The organism is Pseudoalteromonas sp. XMcav11-Q (genome assembly GCF_040104525.1).
Lineage (GTDB): Bacteria > Pseudomonadota > Gammaproteobacteria > Enterobacterales > Alteromonadaceae > Pseudoalteromonas.
On record NZ_JBECOX010000005.1, the window covers coordinates 119,638 to 137,003 of the forward strand.

General features: G+C 42.7%; 18 protein-coding genes. 4 read left to right on the plus strand and 14 right to left on the minus strand.

Annotated features, from left to right (window positions below; all coding sequences use genetic code 11):
* Positions 1-2: 2 nt before the first annotated feature.
* From apt to ABMY45_RS09940, 4 genes are all read right to left on the minus strand, one after another.
* Positions 3-548 carry an adenine phosphoribosyltransferase gene (gene apt / locus ABMY45_RS09925; RefSeq protein ID WP_010606415.1) on the minus strand — a complete coding sequence of 182 codons (546 nt, stop codon included), beginning with the start codon at positions 546-548 and terminating at the stop codon, positions 3-5.
* 642 nt (positions 549-1,190) lie between these two features.
* Positions 1,191-1,940 (minus strand): putative DNA-binding domain-containing protein, encoded by a 750-nt coding sequence (locus ABMY45_RS09930; RefSeq protein WP_349288827.1) that lies wholly within the window; start codon positions 1,938-1,940, stop codon positions 1,191-1,193.
* Positions 1,941-1,942: 2 nt separating this feature from the next.
* Positions 1,943-2,779: a DUF692 domain-containing protein gene (locus ABMY45_RS09935; RefSeq protein ID WP_349288828.1), complete on the minus strand. Its 837-nt coding sequence runs from the start codon at positions 2,777-2,779 to the stop codon at positions 1,943-1,945.
* A gap of 155 nt (positions 2,780-2,934) precedes the next feature.
* Entirely contained in the window at positions 2,935-3,474 is a 540-nt protein-coding gene (locus tag ABMY45_RS09940) for a hypothetical protein (protein WP_206471594.1), read from the minus strand.
* A gap of 268 nt (positions 3,475-3,742) precedes the next feature.
* Between ABMY45_RS09940 and ABMY45_RS09945 the strand changes: the two genes are divergently transcribed.
* Positions 3,743-4,729: a tRNA-dihydrouridine synthase gene (locus ABMY45_RS09945; RefSeq protein WP_174168574.1), complete on the plus strand. Its 987-nt coding sequence runs from the start codon at positions 3,743-3,745 to the stop codon at positions 4,727-4,729.
* 37 nt (positions 4,730-4,766) lie between these two features.
* Positions 4,767-5,141, plus strand: coding sequence for a TraR/DksA C4-type zinc finger protein (locus tag ABMY45_RS09950; protein ID WP_010606408.1), 375 nt, complete (start codon positions 4,767-4,769; stop codon positions 5,139-5,141).
* Here ABMY45_RS09950 and ABMY45_RS09955 read toward each other — a convergent pair.
* From ABMY45_RS09955 to ABMY45_RS10000, 10 genes are all read right to left on the minus strand, one after another.
* Complete coding sequence (locus ABMY45_RS09955; protein ID WP_206471593.1) at positions 5,104-6,108, minus strand: hypothetical protein; 1,005 nt, start codon at positions 6,106-6,108, stop codon at positions 5,104-5,106. The genes ABMY45_RS09950 and ABMY45_RS09955 overlap by 38 nt on opposite strands.
* A gap of 51 nt (positions 6,109-6,159) precedes the next feature.
* The gene (locus ABMY45_RS09960) at positions 6,160-7,419 is read right to left on the minus strand and encodes a tetratricopeptide repeat protein (RefSeq protein ID WP_174168572.1); all 1,260 of its coding nucleotides are present in this window, start codon (positions 7,417-7,419) and stop codon (positions 6,160-6,162) included.
* A gap of 11 nt (positions 7,420-7,430) precedes the next feature.
* Positions 7,431-8,045 (minus strand): TonB family protein, encoded by a 615-nt coding sequence (locus ABMY45_RS09965; protein ID WP_010606405.1) that lies wholly within the window; start codon positions 8,043-8,045, stop codon positions 7,431-7,433.
* A complete protein-coding gene (locus ABMY45_RS09970; RefSeq protein ID WP_010606404.1) occupies positions 8,045-8,449 on the minus strand; it encodes a biopolymer transporter ExbD in 405 nt (134 codons plus the stop codon). Before ABMY45_RS09970 ends, ABMY45_RS09965 begins: the two co-directional genes overlap by 1 nt.
* A 14-nt stretch (positions 8,450-8,463) precedes the next feature.
* A complete protein-coding gene (locus tag ABMY45_RS09975; protein WP_237116924.1) occupies positions 8,464-8,988 on the minus strand; it encodes a MotA/TolQ/ExbB proton channel family protein in 525 nt (174 codons plus the stop codon).
* Positions 8,988-10,349, minus strand: a complete 1,362-nt coding sequence (locus ABMY45_RS09980; protein WP_237116945.1) for a MotA/TolQ/ExbB proton channel family protein — start codon at positions 10,347-10,349, stop codon at positions 8,988-8,990. The genes ABMY45_RS09975 and ABMY45_RS09980 overlap by 1 nt, the downstream gene beginning before the upstream one ends.
* 6 nt (positions 10,350-10,355) lie before the next feature.
* Positions 10,356-11,126: a DUF3450 domain-containing protein gene (locus tag ABMY45_RS09985; protein WP_138582638.1), complete on the minus strand. Its 771-nt coding sequence runs from the start codon at positions 11,124-11,126 to the stop codon at positions 10,356-10,358.
* A 403-nt stretch (positions 11,127-11,529) separates the two neighbouring features.
* Positions 11,530-12,174, minus strand: coding sequence for a CatA-like O-acetyltransferase (locus ABMY45_RS09990; protein ID WP_174168571.1), 645 nt, complete (start codon positions 12,172-12,174; stop codon positions 11,530-11,532).
* A gap of 49 nt (positions 12,175-12,223) precedes the next feature.
* Positions 12,224-13,264: a Glu/Leu/Phe/Val dehydrogenase gene (locus ABMY45_RS09995; protein ID WP_010606399.1), complete on the minus strand. Its 1,041-nt coding sequence runs from the start codon at positions 13,262-13,264 to the stop codon at positions 12,224-12,226.
* A 428-nt stretch (positions 13,265-13,692) separates the two neighbouring features.
* Entirely contained in the window at positions 13,693-15,219 is a 1,527-nt protein-coding gene (locus ABMY45_RS10000; RefSeq protein ID WP_010606398.1) for a fumarate hydratase, read from the minus strand.
* A 164-nt stretch (positions 15,220-15,383) separates the two neighbouring features.
* Here ABMY45_RS10000 and pabB point away from each other — a divergent pair, with 164 nt between their 5' ends.
* Positions 15,384-16,733, plus strand: a complete 1,350-nt coding sequence (gene pabB / locus ABMY45_RS10005; RefSeq protein ID WP_349288829.1) for an aminodeoxychorismate synthase component I — start codon at positions 15,384-15,386, stop codon at positions 16,731-16,733.
* Complete coding sequence (locus ABMY45_RS10010; protein ID WP_349288830.1) at positions 16,723-17,283, plus strand: CoA pyrophosphatase; 561 nt, start codon at positions 16,723-16,725, stop codon at positions 17,281-17,283. Before pabB ends, ABMY45_RS10010 begins: the two co-directional genes overlap by 11 nt.
* The last annotated feature ends 83 nt before the right edge of the window (positions 17,284-17,366 follow it).

Below are 17,366 nucleotides of genomic sequence, written 5' to 3' on the forward strand. Positions count from 1 at the left end.
GCTTATTCGCCTTCGAACTCTACAAGTGAAAGGATTTTGATCCCAAGATCGTTGATTTTCTTTTCACCACCAAGCTCAGGCAATGAAATAACAAACGCCGCATCAGTGGCTTCACCGCCTAAGCGCTTAACCAGTTTTGCTGTTGCTTCAATAGTACCACCTGTTGCAAGTAAATCATCAACAAGTAGCACTTTATCACCTGTTTCAATTGCATCTGAGTGTAATTCAAGCGTATCTTCACCATATTCAAGCTGGTAAGACTGGCTGATCACCTCACGCGGTAATTTACCCGGCTTTCTTACTGGAATAAAAGGAATACCTAACTCATACGCCAATGGTGCACCGAAGATAAAACCACGCGATTCAGTACCGATGATTTTAGTGAAGCCGCCATCTTTATAAGCCGCAACGAATGCATCAATTGTTGCCTTAAACGCAGCTGGATTTGCTAGAAGTGAAGTCACGTCACGGAACATGATCCCTGGTTTTGGGTAATTAGGAACCGTCGCGATACTATTTTTGATCAATGACATATTCTCTGTCGTCATAATTGCTTTGCTTTAAGTTTATTACAAAAGAGTGAGATTATAACAATTTTCTATCCGGTTGAAACCGACTGAGTGACTTTGTGTGTCAGGATGGGGGAAAAGCGACCAATTTAGTGAGTATTTTATACCCATTAGCTTAATTAAGTGATCTATTTTGAGGCGAGAAAATCTTGTCGATAACACCGCTTCCGCATCCTGCTCACGCCAAGGTACCTACATCCATATAGGCAAGGCGAAAGTTTTGCGATTTAGTTGTTCTAAATGAGAAATTTTTAACGCAGTTAGCGTCAGATTTGCTCCTTCAAATTGAGCAAGTATTAAGACTAATTGGTATATATCTGTATAGAATCGAAAAAGGCTGCGAAAAGCAGCCTCTAGGTAAATACGTTCAGCTTGCCTTATGCAAGCGCTGTTGCCCAGCCTAGAATCGCGTTTAAACAACCAATTCCAGCGAATACAGCAACAAATGCAAGGAAATACTTTGCATTGAACGGATCTTTAAAGTCACCTTTAGACATAGATACTACCTTTAATTTTACAACTCGCGCCAACTGCATAGCAGCAGAAAGCATTGACTAGCGCCCTAGTCCGAGTTTAAGCACGACAAAAACAGGCCGTATAATAGTCGATGTTGCCAATAGCTTAAAGGTTTTTTGTTTTGATAATGCCAAGATCCGCGAATTCAGCTAGTGTATGCCGTGCCCCTTGCTGCAGCTGTTCAACGGTAAACTGAGGCACTTGCTGCGCTATAACATCCACAATGTCAGTGAGTTGCATACCATCATTGGCTTCAATCACCGATAACATTAAGGCCGTCATCGGATTTAGTGCGACAAACTGAACTTCGTCCTCTTCGTCTCTATACAATGCAAAGCTAAACGTTTGCCCTGCTGTTTTAGTTGGCCTAAAGGTTTCACTGATCTGATGAACCGGATATTGATAATGTGCAACTCTGGCTGTACTTGCCAAGCTAATTTCAACATCTGCAAGCGCTTGTACCTTAATCGAAAGCTCATGCTCTGCTTCAACGGTCGTTGCTACATCTAGCTCTAGCCATTCATAGTGAGCAAGCTCTAACAAGAACTCAGGATCAGCTTCAGAGGGCTCGTATTCTGTTTGTAAAAACTGCAAGAACTCTTTGCTAATCTCTAAAAAGTATGGCGAATGACAATCGTGCTTAACAAAAAATAGCCTAATTAACGCCAACCAATCTTCATTAGTATACAAGCTTTTAAGTACAGGAAACGCACTGCTCACGAAGCCTTCAACATTATTAAAAAACAGCTCTTGATAGATTTTTAATCGCCGAGCTTCTACGCCATCAGGTGCAGGTTGGTTGTCTGGATCTCTAATATGCGCCATAAACTGCCGCTGAGTTTCTACAAAAGACATAACTATACCTGCTCCAAGCGCTTGGCGTATTTGGCCTGTATTGCAGAAATTTGCCCCGCTTCTGCCAGTAATTCTGCCATAGGAGGAATATTAAAATCTCGCTCTAGTAACGTCGGGAATACCCCATGAAGCTCATAGGCTTTATCTAACAAGTCCCATACTGGCGAAGATACCTCAGCGCCGTGTGTATCAACGAGTAAATCTTCGGCTTCCACATAATGGCCTGCGATATGGCCATATACAATACGCTCGCTTGGCATAGCCGCTAAGAATTGTTCAGCATCGTAGCCATGGTTAATAGCGTTGACATAGATGTTGTTGACATCGAGTAGCAAATCGCAATCGGCCTCAGCTAATACCCCAAGGGTAAATTCTAACTCCGACATTTGTTGTCCAGGAGCCGCATAGTAAGACACATTTTCTACAGCAATTCGACGTTCTAGATGTTCTTGGACCGCTCGGATCCGCTTAGCTGTATGATGGATTGCTTCTTCCGTAAAAGGGATTGGCATCAGATCGTACATATGACCCTCTCCCGAACAATAACTCAGATGCTCACTGTACGTAGCGATATTATGCTGTTTAAAAAATGTTTTTAGTTGTGATAAAAATTCACGATTAAGCGGTGCAGGTGAACCTAGCGATAACGATAAGCCATGACAGATAAAGGTATGTTGTTGCGTCAATGCTTGAAATTGCTTTGCAAGCTTACCGCCAAATTTTAGCCAGTTTTCTGGTGCAACCTCATAAAAGTCTACTTGCTTTGGTGGTGTATTAAGCACATCATCGACCATTTCACGGCGTAAACCAAGTCCTAAGTTGCCTAACTGCACTGTCATACTTCTCTCACTTTAGACATTATTTTGAAATAATCAGAAGCTCGCATCACAAAGGCTTTACTGTATGCACGGCTTCACTTTGGAATTACCCAATAGCGCCGCTTACCTTAACATAACTAGCTGCGCTATTGGGTCGAATACAATGGTATTCCTATTTAGTGGTTACCACCGCATTTACCTTCTCCGCACTTACCTTCTTTTTTGCCTTTGGCGTCGCCACCACATTTACCTTCGCCGCACTTACCTTCTTTTTTGCCTTTGCCGTCGCCACCGCATTTGCCTTCGCCGCACTTACCTTCTTTTTTACCTTTAGCGTCGCCACCACATTTGCCTTCGCCGCACTTACCTTCTTTCTTACCTTTGGCGTCACCACCGCATTTGCCTTCGCCGCACTTACCTTCTTTTTTGCCTTTAGCATCGCCACCACATTTGCCTTCGCCGCACTTACCTTCTTTTTTGCCTTTAGCATCGCCACCGCATTTGCCTTCGCCGCACTTACCTTCTTTTTTACTTTTAGCATCGCCACCGCATTTGCCTTCGCCGCACTTACCTTCACCAGCGTCTAGTTGATAACCAGCGGTCATTGTTTCAAAACTAAATGGATTCGCACTTGCGTCCGTCGCGGATAACCCCGCAGTACCTGCAACAACAGCGCTTAAAGTAAGGGCAATAGAGTTCTTTTTAACGGTATTCATAATGTTTGCTCTCTCAGAAATAGTAGATTCAATAAGTAGACCCAAACGTCTAAATATTTATTTCGCTAAACGTTTAAAAATTTTAGCTGTAATGCCAATTCGCTAAGTTTTGGTTTACATCCAGTTATAGTCCATCTGTTGTCTTTTTGCTATTTGCGGATAACTAGGGGCTGCTGATGACTTGCAGCAAACAATTAGCTAAAATGTCGCGCTTTTCGATGAGTCATCAGTGACTCATTTTATTTTTGTTGTATCTGAAGGTTAACACATGAAGCTTGTTCTGGCGCCGATGGAAGGTGTAGTTGATTTTAAAATGCGCGAATTACTCACAGATCTCGGCGGCTTTGATCTTTGTGTCACTGAATTTATTCGCGTCGTTGATCTCACCTTTCCACGTAGGGTATTTACTAGATACTGTCCTGAACTATTAAATGGTGGTTATACCAGAGCCGGAACACCGGTTAGAGTACAGCTTCTAGGTCAGGTTCCCCATGCGCTTGCTGAAAATGCACGAAAGGCCGTAAAGCTTGGCTCTCATGGTGTTGATTTGAACTTTGGTTGTCCTGCAAAAACCGTGAATAAAAGCCGTGGTGGTGCGGTTTTACTGAAAGAGCCTGAGCAAATTTATCAAATCATTAAAGCGGTTAGAGATGCGGTACCAGAAGAACATCAAGTAAGCGCCAAAATACGCCTTGGCTTTGACGATGATGCCAATAGCACTGAAATTGTCGATGCGGTCCAGCAAGGTGGTGCGTCGAGTTTGGCAATACATGCGCGTACCAAACGAGATGGCTACAAACCGCCAGCGTACTGGGAAAAGATCCCCCCTTTATTATCAAGGTTAACCATTCCTGTCGTTGCTAACGGTGAAATTTGGCAAGTTGAAGATGCACTACTCTGCCAAACACGTAGCCAATGCCAAGATTTGATGCTTGGTCGCGGTGCGCTAGCCACCCCCGATTTGGCAGCAAAAATCAAAGCGCATGTTAGCGGAACTCATTATACTCCGCTTACATGGGAAAACGTGGTCTACCATATCCTCCACTCTTCCATGCATCAAGATGAGAATATGAGTGAAAAGTACTTTTCGGCTAGAACAAAACAATGGCTCAGTTATCTGAAACGTCAGTATGACGGCGCACATGTTCTTTTTGATGAAATCAAAACGCTTAAAAGCAAAGATGACGTCATGAAGGTGTTGCAGAAATATGCAATGTCTCCAGACATTGATTCAAATCATAACAGTGAAGTTTGACTGAAATGATAATGGGGTGTCGGATAGGAGAGCGCCCATGAATGAAAACACACAACACTACGAACAAAGCCTACAAGCAGAACTTGCCACACTTAGAAGCGACTTCTTGGGAGAGTTAAAAGCTTCACCCAATGAGTTTACTCATAATCTTGCCAATACCTTAGAGCTTAACCCACCTAATAAGTGGCTTGATATTGTGATGGAGAAGATAAATCCTGAGCAATTTCCACTCTATGATAGATTGATGAAAGTCGAAGCGGCATTATGCCAAATGGAAATCGGTCAGTTCGGGTATTGCTGTGATTGCGAGCAGACAATAGAACTTGAGTTGCTAGAACACGATCCAGCAACCCAACGCTGTCGCAGTTGTAAGACTAAGGCTTTAAAAAGTGGGGATATGCAGCAAAAATAGTCGCTGGGAAATAGACAAGATTAGCAATCAATTGTTGTGCTTGTTGTTCATTCAGCGCTAGTTTTGAGTTAAGCGCAACAAATGCTTGCTTTTGTGACCACCCTTGATAATGAATTCCCAAATCCACCGCCATCAAAGTCACGATTAGCGCTTTATGTTGCTCTATTGCCTTTGTACATTTTGCTACGGTCGAAGGCACATTAATAAACCCATCTCGCCAGTTGAGCCCTGCAATTCTTTGGCAGTTAGCCGGCAATAATTCCAGAATATAAGGTTGTTGAGTATCAGGCATTACCTTGAGCACATTCGCTTTGCTATTTTGATCATCAAACTTTGATAACGTCGCCAAAACTTTAGTAGGTGAATCTTGAATAGCCCCATAAAAATTGAGCTTTGATTGATACCATTCTTTTCCGTTGGGTAGTTGATGGAGTCCAAGCATAGCTCTTGGTTTATAATTACTCAGATAAGCTAACAAGGCCGAACGTGATGGTGCGTCAATATCCGAACTTTCAAGTTGGAGCATTAAAGTATCTCGCTCTAACCTGTTCAAGCGAATGTTACTTTCGTCTGCCTCTTTTAGTTTTACTTCTACAAACGCAAGCCACTGTCCAAGTTCATTGCTACTTACTTTATTTTTAACATTTTCCAGCACTGATATGTAAGCAGGCCAAGGCAAGTAGCGTTCAGGATATCTTTCCTGAATTCTTAAATAATCTAACTCTTTATGAGCCATAACATCTGGTTCATTCAACTCACTAGATAATAAGGCATGCCTTAGTTGTAAGTAACCTTCTGTGAACGGTAATACACTAATTTCATCGTCGGAGGGCTTGCTTAAACCATTATTAAGAGAAAGTAGTGAAGTTCTGAGCTCTTGGTAACTTACAGTTTGCTTCTGTTCAGTACAGCCAAAAAGGAATATAAGCGTAGCCAAAGTAAAACAGATCAGTAAATGCTTTTTCATAGTTCCACATTAAAATTTAGAATCAAAAAAGCCCCTTTCGGGGCTTTTTTACTAGAGACTTACGCCTCTACGCTGTGCTTTATCTTTGATAAAACCAGACCAACTTTTAGCAAATTTGCTAGTGCGAGGATCTTCCTGCGCTTTCAAAATTGCAGAGTAAGCTTGCTTAAACTTATCCTGATAGAAATAAGCTTCAGCCAAGTCTGTATAGGTATTGCCTTTTTTCTCAGTACCGAGCTCTAACGCCTTGTTTAGTCTCACAATAGCTGCACTAAACTGCTGATCCTGAAGTAAAAGACTACCTGCTTTACCATAAAGTTCTGCGTCATTGTCAAACTTCGCAGCTTCTTCGTAATATTTAGCAGCATCGCTGATATGTTTAGCTTGGTGGTAGTAACTTGCAAGCGCTGTTACGTTCTGCTTTGTTCGTTCAATTTTGCCATCTTTGATCGCTTTTTCGAACGTTTGAGCTGCACGCCAAGGATCTTCTGTTAAAGAGTATAAGCTTCCAAGAATCTTATAATCATTCTCTTTTTCAAAATAACCTTTTTTATACGCCACCTTCATTACAGTCATACCTTTGCTGTAATCTTCGGTTTGCAAATAAAAACCACCCAGCTGTGTCCAAGCTTTCGGGTCTTCAGGGAAAACACGTACTAACTCTTCACCAACCTCTACAGCCTTTTTGAACTGTTTTAATTCAAAGTACGCCGCAACTTTCATCAGGTAGTATTGCTTATTAGGCTCTTCTACACCCGCAATCGCTTTATCAGCTGGAGCAATAACATTCGTATATTGCTTTAACTCATAATAAGCTTGAGCGATACGACCATATACTTTGGCGTCATTTTCACCAGTAAAGTCCATCCACGCTTCATAAGCCTTAATGCCTTCTGCGTACTTTTCAGTACCAAGCAAAAGGTCACCTAACAGCTTCATCAAATCGCCTTGCTCTTTGAAGTTAAGCGCGTCAGGCGCAATGGCTAGACGTGAGTATTTAATCGCTTCGGCGTAGTTTTCCTTTTGAGCATAAAGCTGGCCGAGGTAACGGTTGACTGTCGCTTTATCGAAATCATCTGAAGGATCAAGTTCGCGAAGCATTGCAATTGCTTCATCGACCTTTTCTTCATTATAGAGTTCGAACGCTTTAGCAACTTTTTTACCTACACGCTCACCCATGATCTTAGTTTTTGCCGCTTTGCGCTTTTCTATTTCTTCATAGTTAGGCGCTGCAGAAACTGAGCTTGAGTAAATACCACCAGTTAACGCTATCAAGAGAGCAAGAGCTGTAAATTTAGGTAAACTTTTCATGTCCTGCCTCCTTAATCTTGGTTTAACTTAAAGTCAAGCTGAACTGTGATGCCAGGTTGCTTTTGTGGCTTACCGTCAACAACCTTAGGACGGTATTTCCACTTGCGTAGTGCACGTTTTGCTTCGCGGTCAAAGATGCGCTTCGGTTCAGCGTCGATAACTTCAATATCGTCAACTCCACCAAGCTCATTGATTGTGAATGATAAACGTACCCAACCTTCTTTGCCATCACGAGCAGCTTGAGGTGGATATTTTGGCTCGATTCGAACGATTGGTGTTGCATCACCGTCACGACCAAACTCACCAGGTCCAGATAAACCACCTGCGGTTCCACCTAGATCAATACTAGGCATATTAAAGCCGATATTTCCTGCAGTCGGATCAGCCGTGTCAGGCTGAGGCGGCTGCGGTTTAGGCGGCTGCTTTGGCGGTGGCGGCGGCGGAGGCGGGACACGCTTCCGCTGCTGCACCTTTGATTCAGGCGGATTCGACATAATCTCGACTACGATTTGTTCCTTTTGTACATCTGCCCTATCTGCTCCTCCGGAGATAAGATATGACATGAAAAAGAACAAGCCGAGAGTTACTGCCCCACCTGCTAGAAGTGAAAACAGAAGTCGAATCATTACTGATCTCCAGCTATTGAAATCTTCAAGTTGTCGCCAGTCGCTTTAATTTGGTCCATAACCTTAACAACTACGCCGTGTTTCGCACCTTTGTCGGCTTGAATAATAATCACGTCAGTAGGCTGTTCAGCCATTAGACTTTCAAGGTTTGCACTTACACGCTCAACATCAACCTGGCGCTTATCCATCCAAATCTCACCGTTTTCACGGATTGCGATAAAGATGTTCGCGTTTTTGGTTTTTTGTGCTTGTGCCGCTTTTGGCTTGTTAACCTCAATACCAGCTTCTTTAACAAAAGAAGTGGTTACGATGAAGAAGATAAGCATAATGAATACGATGTCTAGCATCGGCGTCATATCTACTGCTGCATCTTCCTCTTCACGAAAACGTTGTTTACGTGCCATAGTTCAATCTCTCTCTAGTGATGAGGCAAGCTATCAACTAGCTTCTCTTTAGCCATTTTCGCACGTGCTTCTAGACGCGTGCTAAAGAAAACACCTGATAGTGCCGCAACCATTCCAGCCATTGTTGGTACCGTAGCCATTGAAATGCCTGAAGCCATTAATCGCGCGTTACCCGTACCTTGAGTAGCCATAGTTTCAAATACGGTGATCATACCTGTCACTGTACCTAAAAGACCGATTAATGGACACATTGCAACCAATGTTTTGATAATCAACATGCGCTCATCTAATTTTTCAGACGCTTCAGAAATCCAAGCATCGCGGATTCTGTGTGCGTACCAAGACGTAGTATCTTGGCGGGCGTCCCACTTAGCGACGATTTCCTTATGCATTTTAGGAAATTCGCCGAGTAGGAACCAATAGCGCTCAATCATTAAAACCCACATTAGAAAGAGTGCCATTGCGACCACGTATAATACATCGCCGCCTGTAGCAACAAAATCCCTGATAGATTCCCATATCTCCATCAGGACTAACATTAGGCTTTCTCCTTCTCCGCGTGAGTAGCAACAATACCTGCGCTTTGCTCATCTAGGATGTGTAAAACCGCTTTACTACGACCATGCACAACAGCGTGAAGTAGAATTAGAGGTAGAGCTGCAATAAGGCCTAGTGCTGTTGTTACTAGCGCTAGGGAGATGTTACCTGCCATGATCTTCGGATCACCAGTACCGTAAAGTGTGATTGATTCGAATGTCATGATCATACCAACAACCGTACCTAGTAGACCTAGTAGTGGCGCGATAGCCGCTAGGATCTTGATGATGTTTACACCCATCTCGATACGTGGAGTTTCACGTAGGATAGCTTCATCAAGCTTAAGCTCTAGGTTTTCAACGTCTTGGTCTTTGTTGTCGTGATAAACTTTCAAGATACGACCAAGTGGGTTGTTTGTGTTAGGGTTATTTGCGTTTTTGATTTGCGCTTTGATTTTACCACTAACAATGAATAGGTCTAGCATACGAACGATAGCAATCAATGCACCTAAGATAAGTAGTGCTGTAATGATGTAACCAACCGTGTCACCTTGGTGCCAGCGCTCTTCCATCGTTGCACGTTGAGTATTAAGTTGTAGTAATGAACCACGAGTCGGGTCAACTGCAACCATTACGAATTTATCAGCAGATGCACCGATTAGACGTTCAACACCACCTAGTTCACCGCTTGGCTGCTTACCAAGAGGAACAATTTGCTTGTTCTCAGCATCGTAAATAACGTAGCCGTCTTTAGTAACTAGGTTAAAGTTACCAACACGTGTTACTTCTTTAACGTTTACGTCACCATTTAGCTCAGCAACTTCAGCTTCAAACTTAGAAACTTTAGCTGATTCAGTCATTTCAGTTTGGAAAGCAATCCAAAGGTCTTCAAGTTCACGAGTAGTTGGCAGCTCTTTCGCTTCAGCTAGTGAACGAAGAACTTCAGCACGTCCTGGCTTTTCAGCACTTACAAGTGAAGCTTCGATTGAACCGATAGCGTCAGCAGCTGAACGACGTACAACACCGAACATTTCACCAAGTGTACCTTTGGCATTTTCTAGCTCAACTTCTTTTTCAGCAAGTGTGATTTCATTTTGTTTGAACTGTTCATTTAAACGCTCACCGCGTGCTTTTTCTGCAGCCAATTCACGCTTCGCTTTGTTCAACAATGCTTGTTTGTCAGCACGATCGTTTAAAAACTCTTGCTCACGTTGCTTGTTGATTTTGCCTTCAGAAATACGGTTTTGTTTAACCTGCTCTAGGATTTTGTCCAAGGCTTCAGTGTTTGCGTGTGCATTTAGCGCGGCACCAGCAGAAACTGTTAACGCTGCAGCAACTGCAAAACCTTTAAATAGTTTCTTCATCATTAATTACTCCGCGCCAAAGATAGGTAGATCGATAAGTTCAGGAGCCGCTTGCTTACGTGCAATACGGATCATGCTCTTAACTGGCTTAAGATATTCTTCGCCAAGTTGTTCCCACTGCTTAGTGTTGTTGTTCCAAACCCAAGCGTGTTTTTGGTCGAACGACTGAGCTACATATGCGATACGGCCAAGGCGTGCGAAGTCAACATTGATGTTTTTGCCGTTTTGTTCAAGAGAACCTTGGCTCGCAACGATAGTTGTACTGTAGTCAGTTTCAATCGTGTAAGCTTCAAGCACTTGACGGAACTTCTCAGAAGTAGTTACAGATGAGTTAGTCATGATGCTGCGAAGTTTCTCAACGCGCTCTAGACGTGTTTCTTGATTAAACGGAACGTCCGCTTTGATGAATTGCTCAAGCGTATCGATCATGCGATACATCAAAGGCACAACGTCCTGTTTTGTCTTGTCAATAGTACCAATTTGACGCTCAAGAGACTCAATACCTGCATTTTGATCTGCTACAAGACGTGCAACGTGATCGTTATACACTTTAAGCAGTTCTGCTTCTTCAACTAGACCACGATATTCCGCGATCATTTCTTGAGACTGACCGTAAAGGTTATCAATCTTTTCTTGAGACTTTTTAGCAGCCGTTTGAGTTTGTTGACCTACTTTTTGTATGTCATTCAAAGGATCTGCAATCACATTGCTGCTTGCAAAAGCTGTCGCGCCTAAAAGCGCCGTAGCTACAAGGCTCTTTCTGATTTTAACAGACATAGTTCCCAACCAATTAAGTAATGTTACTTTTATAATTTTCGCGCTCTCACCAACGTAAGAGCAACCCTGATATCATTTGACAGATATCAACTGTCCAATAATGCTAAATGCAACACGATGTGTCAACTTCACTGTGAAAACATTTTTTGTCTATAAATAAGTAATAATTATATACAAAACAAAAAATTAACATCAAAAACACAGCAAAATATACACAACCCTCGCAAAACCAACCTTTTGCATACGCTGTTTACAATATTTTACATCGGATTTATTCCAATAAATTGAATAGATATTCCAAATAGAACTTATGAATAATCTATAAAAACAGTAGTATAGTCAAAATTACTCATTGCACAGAACGCAAATTATTTCATCTTCTGCGAACTAACGCAAAATTTGTTTATCTGTCCCAAATCGCTTGATCTATTTTTTCCTGTAGAATTTGAACGAATTCAGCGACGTGTAGGCCATCCATTAAGGCGTGGTGGACTTCGATACAAAATGGCATCGTACCATCTGCTTTATTGTATTTTCCGAACACAAATTTTGGGATACCGAAGTCATCTCTACTGTGCCTTGCATGACCAAAACTGGAAAAAGATAGCCATGGAAGTATAGATACATGAACGCAATTTGGCACCTGACTTTCCGTTAAAAATTGCTCGCTGACAAGCGGCCCATTTAATTGCTCAGTTTTACTATGCAAATTGGCACTAATAAAGCGCTTGAAATCGGTTTCAGGGGCAAGCCTTACAAATCTGAAGGTTTCATCCTCCCGCAGAAAAACACTGCTAATTTCTACCACATCATATTCGACTACTGTCCCCGCTTCGATTCGGTAACGAATGGGCGCATAGCTTTGCAAAGCCAACTGCAGTGCATACAGGCAGCTAAGAGAAAACGGCACTGTATTACGCTTACTCATTTCATAAACTCTTTCCATTTGTAAGCTGACGGTGACTGTAAAATATGGCTGGGTAAAATCATTGAAGAAGGAAAAATGTTCTTGGCGGGGCCAAGTATCAAGAGATAATTTCTTTTTCATACAAAAAAAGGGGCTCATGCCCCTCTCTGGTAATTAAACGGCGTTTTTATTATAGACCGTTTTCAATAATCTCTTGAGCTAATTTATCAGCAATAATATGCGTTGAAACTTTCTCATCTTCAGAACGCTTAAAGATTTCAGTTAGCGTGTCGTAGATGCCTTCTACGTGTTTAGTCGCTGCAGCCTCATCATAACCTTCAGGTTTTGTTTCATAGTAAACATTGATGATTCCACCAGCGTTGATCACGTAATCTGGCGCATAAAGAACACCTTTTTCACGAATGATCTCACCATGACGAGACTCTGCAAGCTGGTTGTTTGCACATCCTGCAATAATTGTGGCTTTGATACGTGGAATAGTATCGTCATTTACCGTAGCACCTAGTGCACACGGCGCATATACATCAACATCTAGATCATAGATTTCATCAATACCAACAGCAGTAGCATTGAAATCATTGACCACTCTTTGTACTGACTCTTCGTTGATATCAGTAACAAATAGCTCTGCACCCGCTTCATGGAGGTGCTTACATAAAGTGTAAGCAACTGCACCCAAGCCCTGCACGGCAACTTTGATACCAGCCAAGTCTTGGTGACCATACTTGTGTTGGTAAGCTGCTTTAATTCCAAGGAATGTGCCTAACGCAGTAAATGGAGAAGGGTTACCGCTTTTACCTTCGAGGCCCATTACGTAGTTAGTTTCTTTATGCATTACCATTACATCACCGGTTGTGATGTTTACATCTTCAGCTGAATAGTAACTGCCACCTAGGCGGTCTAGGTGTTTACCAAATGCTCTGAATAGTGCTTCTGACTTGATAGTCTTAGCATCGCCAATAATGACAGATTTGCCACCACCAAATGGTAAACGTGCAACCGCATTCTTATATGTCATCCCTTTAGACAGACGCAGTACATCATATACTGCGTCTTCATCAGAGGCATAATTCCATAGACGACAGCCACCTACAGCTGGACCTAGCTTAGTGTTATGTACCGCGATAATAGCTTTAAGGCCTGATGCTTCGTCTGAACAGAATACGACTTGTTCATGGTTATCAAATTCAACTTGGTTAAATACAGCCACTTTCTTCTTCTCCAAAAATTATCTATCCCATACGGGTAAGCTCTTAGGTGTGACTTTGCGTTCAATACCACACTAAGGGCAAATAGCGCTGAAATTGGCAAGACTCTATCACTAACTCTAGCACCATTCCACAAATTGAGATGATATAAACCCAATTCAAAGCAAATACAAATATTTAATTCAAAAGAAAAGAAAACAAAGGAAAAGCAAACCAAAAGTAAAAACCTTAAAGGAATTTTAATTTAACTTATTGAGCTTTTCTGAAGTTACTGTTTACGTAAACGGAAGGCTAATAAGCATTGTAAACATATCAGTACAAAAAAGGAGGCTGCTAGCCTCCTCAATAATGCTTCGGATCGTCACTTTAACACCGAAGACAAATATTTAAGTGGAAAGTACCTATATGCTCTCCACTAACGCAAAACTGATCAACTAAGTTTGCTATCTAACTCTTCAATTCGTGCTTTCCAAATTGCAGGGCCTTGGGTATGCGCATTCTCACCATTGCTATCAACGGCAACCGTCACCGGCATGTCTTCTACTTCAAATTCATAAATAGCTTCCATACCTAAGTCTTCAAACGCCACAACACGAGATTTCTTAATTGCCTTAGCCACTAAGTACGCTGCGCCACCTACAGCCATAAGGTATACAGCTTTATTCTGTTTGATTGACTCGACAGTTGCTGGACCGCGCTCGGCTTTACCGATCATGCCGATAAGACCCGTTTTCTCTAACATTAGATCAGTAAACTTATCCATACGTGTAGATGTGGTAGGACCTGCAGGTCCCACGACTTCATCGCCAACAGCATCCACAGGACCCACGTAATAGATGAACTTATTAGTGAAATCGACACCTTCTGGCAAGCCTTGACCAGAATTCATCATTTCTTGCAGACGTTTATGCGCTGCATCTCGACCAGTTAAGATCTTGCCAGAAAGCAGGACAGTTTCACCCATTTTCCATTCTTGGATATCTGCTTTGGTCAAAGTATCTAAATTGACACGACGCGTATCTTCACCTACTTCCCAAGTCACTTCTGGCCAATCTTCGAGCTTTGGTGCTTTTAGATCTGCAGGACCTGAACCATCTAGTGTGAAATGTACGTGGCGTGTAGCGGCACAGTTAGGGATCATTACCACTGGCTTAGACGCTGCGTGTGTTGGTGCTGTTTTGATTTTAACGTCAACAACAGTTGTTAAACCACCAAGGCCTTGTGCGCCAATGCCTAGCTTATTTGCACGTTCAAAAATTTCTAGACGCAGTTTTTCTTCTGCAGTTTCGGCACCGCGTTCCATCAGCTCATGGATATCAACCGGATCCATTAAGGATTCTTTTGCCAGTACAGCCGCTTTCTCTGCTGTACCACCGATACCTATACCTAGCATGCCCGGAGGACACCAACCAGCGCCCATTGTTGGTAATGTTTTTTCTACCCATTCTGCAACATCATCTGATGGGTTTAGCATCACCATTTTAGTTTTGTTTTCAGAGCCGCCCCCTTTCGCTGCAATCATCACTTCAACTTCAGCACCAGGTACTAAGTCAATGTGTACTACCGAAGGCGTATTGTCTTTGGTGTTTTTACGGCTACCTGCCGGATCGGCAACGATTGATGCACGTAGCGGGTTATCTGGGTTCATATAGGCACGACGAGTTCCCTCATCTACCATTTGTTGTACCGTCAAGTCAGTTTTATCCCACTTAACGTCCATACCGACTTTAACAAAGCAGGTTACTATCCCAGTGTCTTGACACAGCGGGCGCTTACCTTCTGCTGACATGCGTGAGTTAATTAAGATCTGTGCAATTGCATCTTTCGCGGCCTTACTTTCTTCTTTTTCGTAGGCTTTTTCTAATGCTTGGACAAAATCAAGTGGGTGGTAAAATGAGATATATTGAAGCGCATCTTCAATGCTATCAATAAAGTCTTGCTGACGGATTGTACTCATGACGGTTCCTCAATTTTCGACGGTATTTTTTGGTATTGAAACTTTCGCTGGCAATTGTTGTTATTCAGCGTCAGAAAGTCAATTTCAATACCTTAAACTATGGAATAGCAGGTAACTATGATAACCTCCCCGCCCGTTTGGGGCTAGCTTTGCAGGTCAAGTAAATGATAAACGAGCGAATAAACTGTACGAAATTAGACATTAGGCACAATGCACTAGAATTATTTGAACACTTTGCAAACGAATCTCAGGCTATCCTGTTAGATTCAAGCGACTCTGATCACATCAATAGCCGCTACGATATCATTGCGATTGCACCAATTAATTTGCTTGAAGCTAAAGACGGAAATGTATTTTTAGACGGCGAACTGCAGAGTAATTCTATTTTCACTGTGATGAAAGGTAAGCTTGCCCAGTTTAGTAATTACAGTGCTCCTTATGATTTACCTTTTAACGGCGGTTGGCTTGGTTATTTTGGCTATGATCTCGGCCGTTATATTGAACACATACCACATTGTGCGGAACATGATATTAAGCTACCCGACGCCTGTGTTGGTTTGTATCCAGACGCGTTAATTTATGACAAAGTACACAAAACTTGGTTTTATGTGTCGCAACCTGATACACAAAGGCTAGAAATGTATTTGCAGCGGCTCAAAGACGCCTCAGCGTTCGAGCCATTCAGACTGACGTCACAATGGCAGTCAAACATGACTAGAGCGCACTACGAGCAAAACTTTGAGCGCATTCAATCTTATTTGTTAAGTGGCGACTGCTATCAAATAAACCTAGCACAGCGATTCACTGCTAACTTTGAAGGAACTCCGTGGCTCGCGTATAGAAAGCTTCGAAACCATAACCAAGCGCCTTTCTCAGCATTTTTTAACTTAGGCAATAGTGCTATTGTTTCTGTGTCACCAGAGCGCTTCATCCAAGTTAAAAACAATATTGTAGAAACTAAACCGATTAAAGGCACCCTGCCACGGTTACCAAATACTGACGCCGATAAAGCGCAAGCTGAGAAACTGAGAAACAGCAGCAAAGACCGAGCCGAGAATGTCATGATAGTAGACCTACTACGTAACGACTTGGGTAAAGTGGCCAAGCCAGGTTCTGTCGCGGTTCCATCACTCTTCGCTATCGAGAGCTTCCCTGCTGTTCACCATCTAGTCAGTACGGTAACGTCTAAACTGGCAGAAGGAAAATGTGCTGTTGATCAACTCGAAGCCGCCTTCCCCGGTGGCTCCATAACAGGTGCACCTAAGATCCGCGCCATGGAGATCATCGAAGAGCTCGAGCCTCACAGACGCAGCGTTTATTGCGGCTCAATCGGTTACCTCAGCGCCTGTGGCAACATGGATACCTCTATCACTATCAGAACCCTAGTTTGTCATCAAAATAAGATACATTGCTGGGCAGGTGGTGGCATAGTCAAAGACTCTCAAGTACAGTTAGAGTTTGAAGAGACTTACCACAAAGTGAATAAAATTCTCCCGGTATTAAATGAAGATTGATCAGGTAATATCGCAATTTATGTTGGCGCCCATCATGGCGCAAACACCAACCTCACTGCATACTCTAAAGCAAAGTGCGGTGCTTATTCCCATTGTTGATGTAAACGCTCGAGCCCACCTGTTGTTTTGCAAACGCAGCAGCGAATTGCCGAGCCACCCGAATCAAATTTGCTTTCCTGGCGGCAAAGTCGAACAACAAGATCGCAATATCATCAACACAGCACTGCGCGAAACCGAAGAAGAGATAGGTCTGACAATCTCTGAGTCTCAAGTACTGGGCATATTGCCGTTTATGCAAACGCTCACCGGTTACCAAATCACCCCCGTTGTTGCTTCTGTACAACAAGATGCGACTTGGGCGAATCAAAGCGACGAAGTGCAACACACATTTACGGTGCCATTAAACCAATTAAGCGCGGCCAAGAATTGGCGAACCTTCCATTTTACCAATAAAGGCAAACCAGTTTCACTCGACGGATTTATGACACCGCACGGTTTACTGTGGGGTGCAACAGCAAAAATCGTCAAACAATTCACCGCCCTATTTTAGCCCTTAACTGGTAAGACCTTTTATAAAATCCACCTCCACCTTGCAGATTAGGGACCTTTCTATCATGCTTACTGCAAAACTGG

Bases quoted from the DNA above. Each gene is read 5' to 3' on its own strand.
- ABMY45_RS09965 (WP_010606405.1), bottom strand. From the start codon at position 8,045: ATGATTCGACTTCTGTTTTCACTTCTAGCAGGTGGGGCAGTAACTCTC.
- ABMY45_RS09970 (WP_010606404.1), bottom strand. From the start codon at position 8,449: ATGGCACGTAAACAACGTTTTCGTGAAGAGGAAGATGCAGCAGTAGAT.
- ABMY45_RS09955 (WP_206471593.1), bottom strand. From the start codon at position 6,108: ATGAAAAAGCATTTACTGATCTGTTTTACTTTGGCTACGCTTATATTC.
- apt (WP_010606415.1), bottom strand. From the start codon at position 548: ATGACGACAGAGAATATGTCATTGATCAAAAATAGTATCGCGACGGTT.
- ABMY45_RS09930 (WP_349288827.1), bottom strand. From the start codon at position 1,940: ATGTCTTTTGTAGAAACTCAGCGGCAGTTTATGGCGCATATTAGAGAT.
- ABMY45_RS10010 (WP_349288830.1), top strand. From the start codon at position 16,723: ATGAAGATTGATCAGGTAATATCGCAATTTATGTTGGCGCCCATCATG.
- ABMY45_RS09980 (WP_237116945.1), bottom strand. From the start codon at position 10,349: ATGAAGAAACTATTTAAAGGTTTTGCAGTTGCTGCAGCGTTAACAGTT.
- ABMY45_RS09985 (WP_138582638.1), bottom strand. From the start codon at position 11,126: ATGTCTGTTAAAATCAGAAAGAGCCTTGTAGCTACGGCGCTTTTAGGC.
- ABMY45_RS09945 (WP_174168574.1), top strand. From the start codon at position 3,743: ATGAAGCTTGTTCTGGCGCCGATGGAAGGTGTAGTTGATTTTAAAATG.
- ABMY45_RS09950 (WP_010606408.1), top strand. From the start codon at position 4,767: ATGAATGAAAACACACAACACTACGAACAAAGCCTACAAGCAGAACTT.
- ABMY45_RS09990 (WP_174168571.1), bottom strand. From the start codon at position 12,174: ATGAAAAAGAAATTATCTCTTGATACTTGGCCCCGCCAAGAACATTTT.
- ABMY45_RS09975 (WP_237116924.1), bottom strand. From the start codon at position 8,988: ATGTTAGTCCTGATGGAGATATGGGAATCTATCAGGGATTTTGTTGCT.
- ABMY45_RS10000 (WP_010606398.1), bottom strand. From the start codon at position 15,219: ATGAGTACAATCCGTCAGCAAGACTTTATTGATAGCATTGAAGATGCG.
- ABMY45_RS09960 (WP_174168572.1), bottom strand. From the start codon at position 7,419: ATGAAAAGTTTACCTAAATTTACAGCTCTTGCTCTCTTGATAGCGTTA.
- ABMY45_RS09935 (WP_349288828.1), bottom strand. From the start codon at position 2,779: ATGACAGTGCAGTTAGGCAACTTAGGACTTGGTTTACGCCGTGAAATG.
- ABMY45_RS09940 (WP_206471594.1), bottom strand. From the start codon at position 3,474: ATGAATACCGTTAAAAAGAACTCTATTGCCCTTACTTTAAGCGCTGTT.
- pabB (WP_349288829.1), top strand. From the start codon at position 15,384: ATGATAAACGAGCGAATAAACTGTACGAAATTAGACATTAGGCACAAT.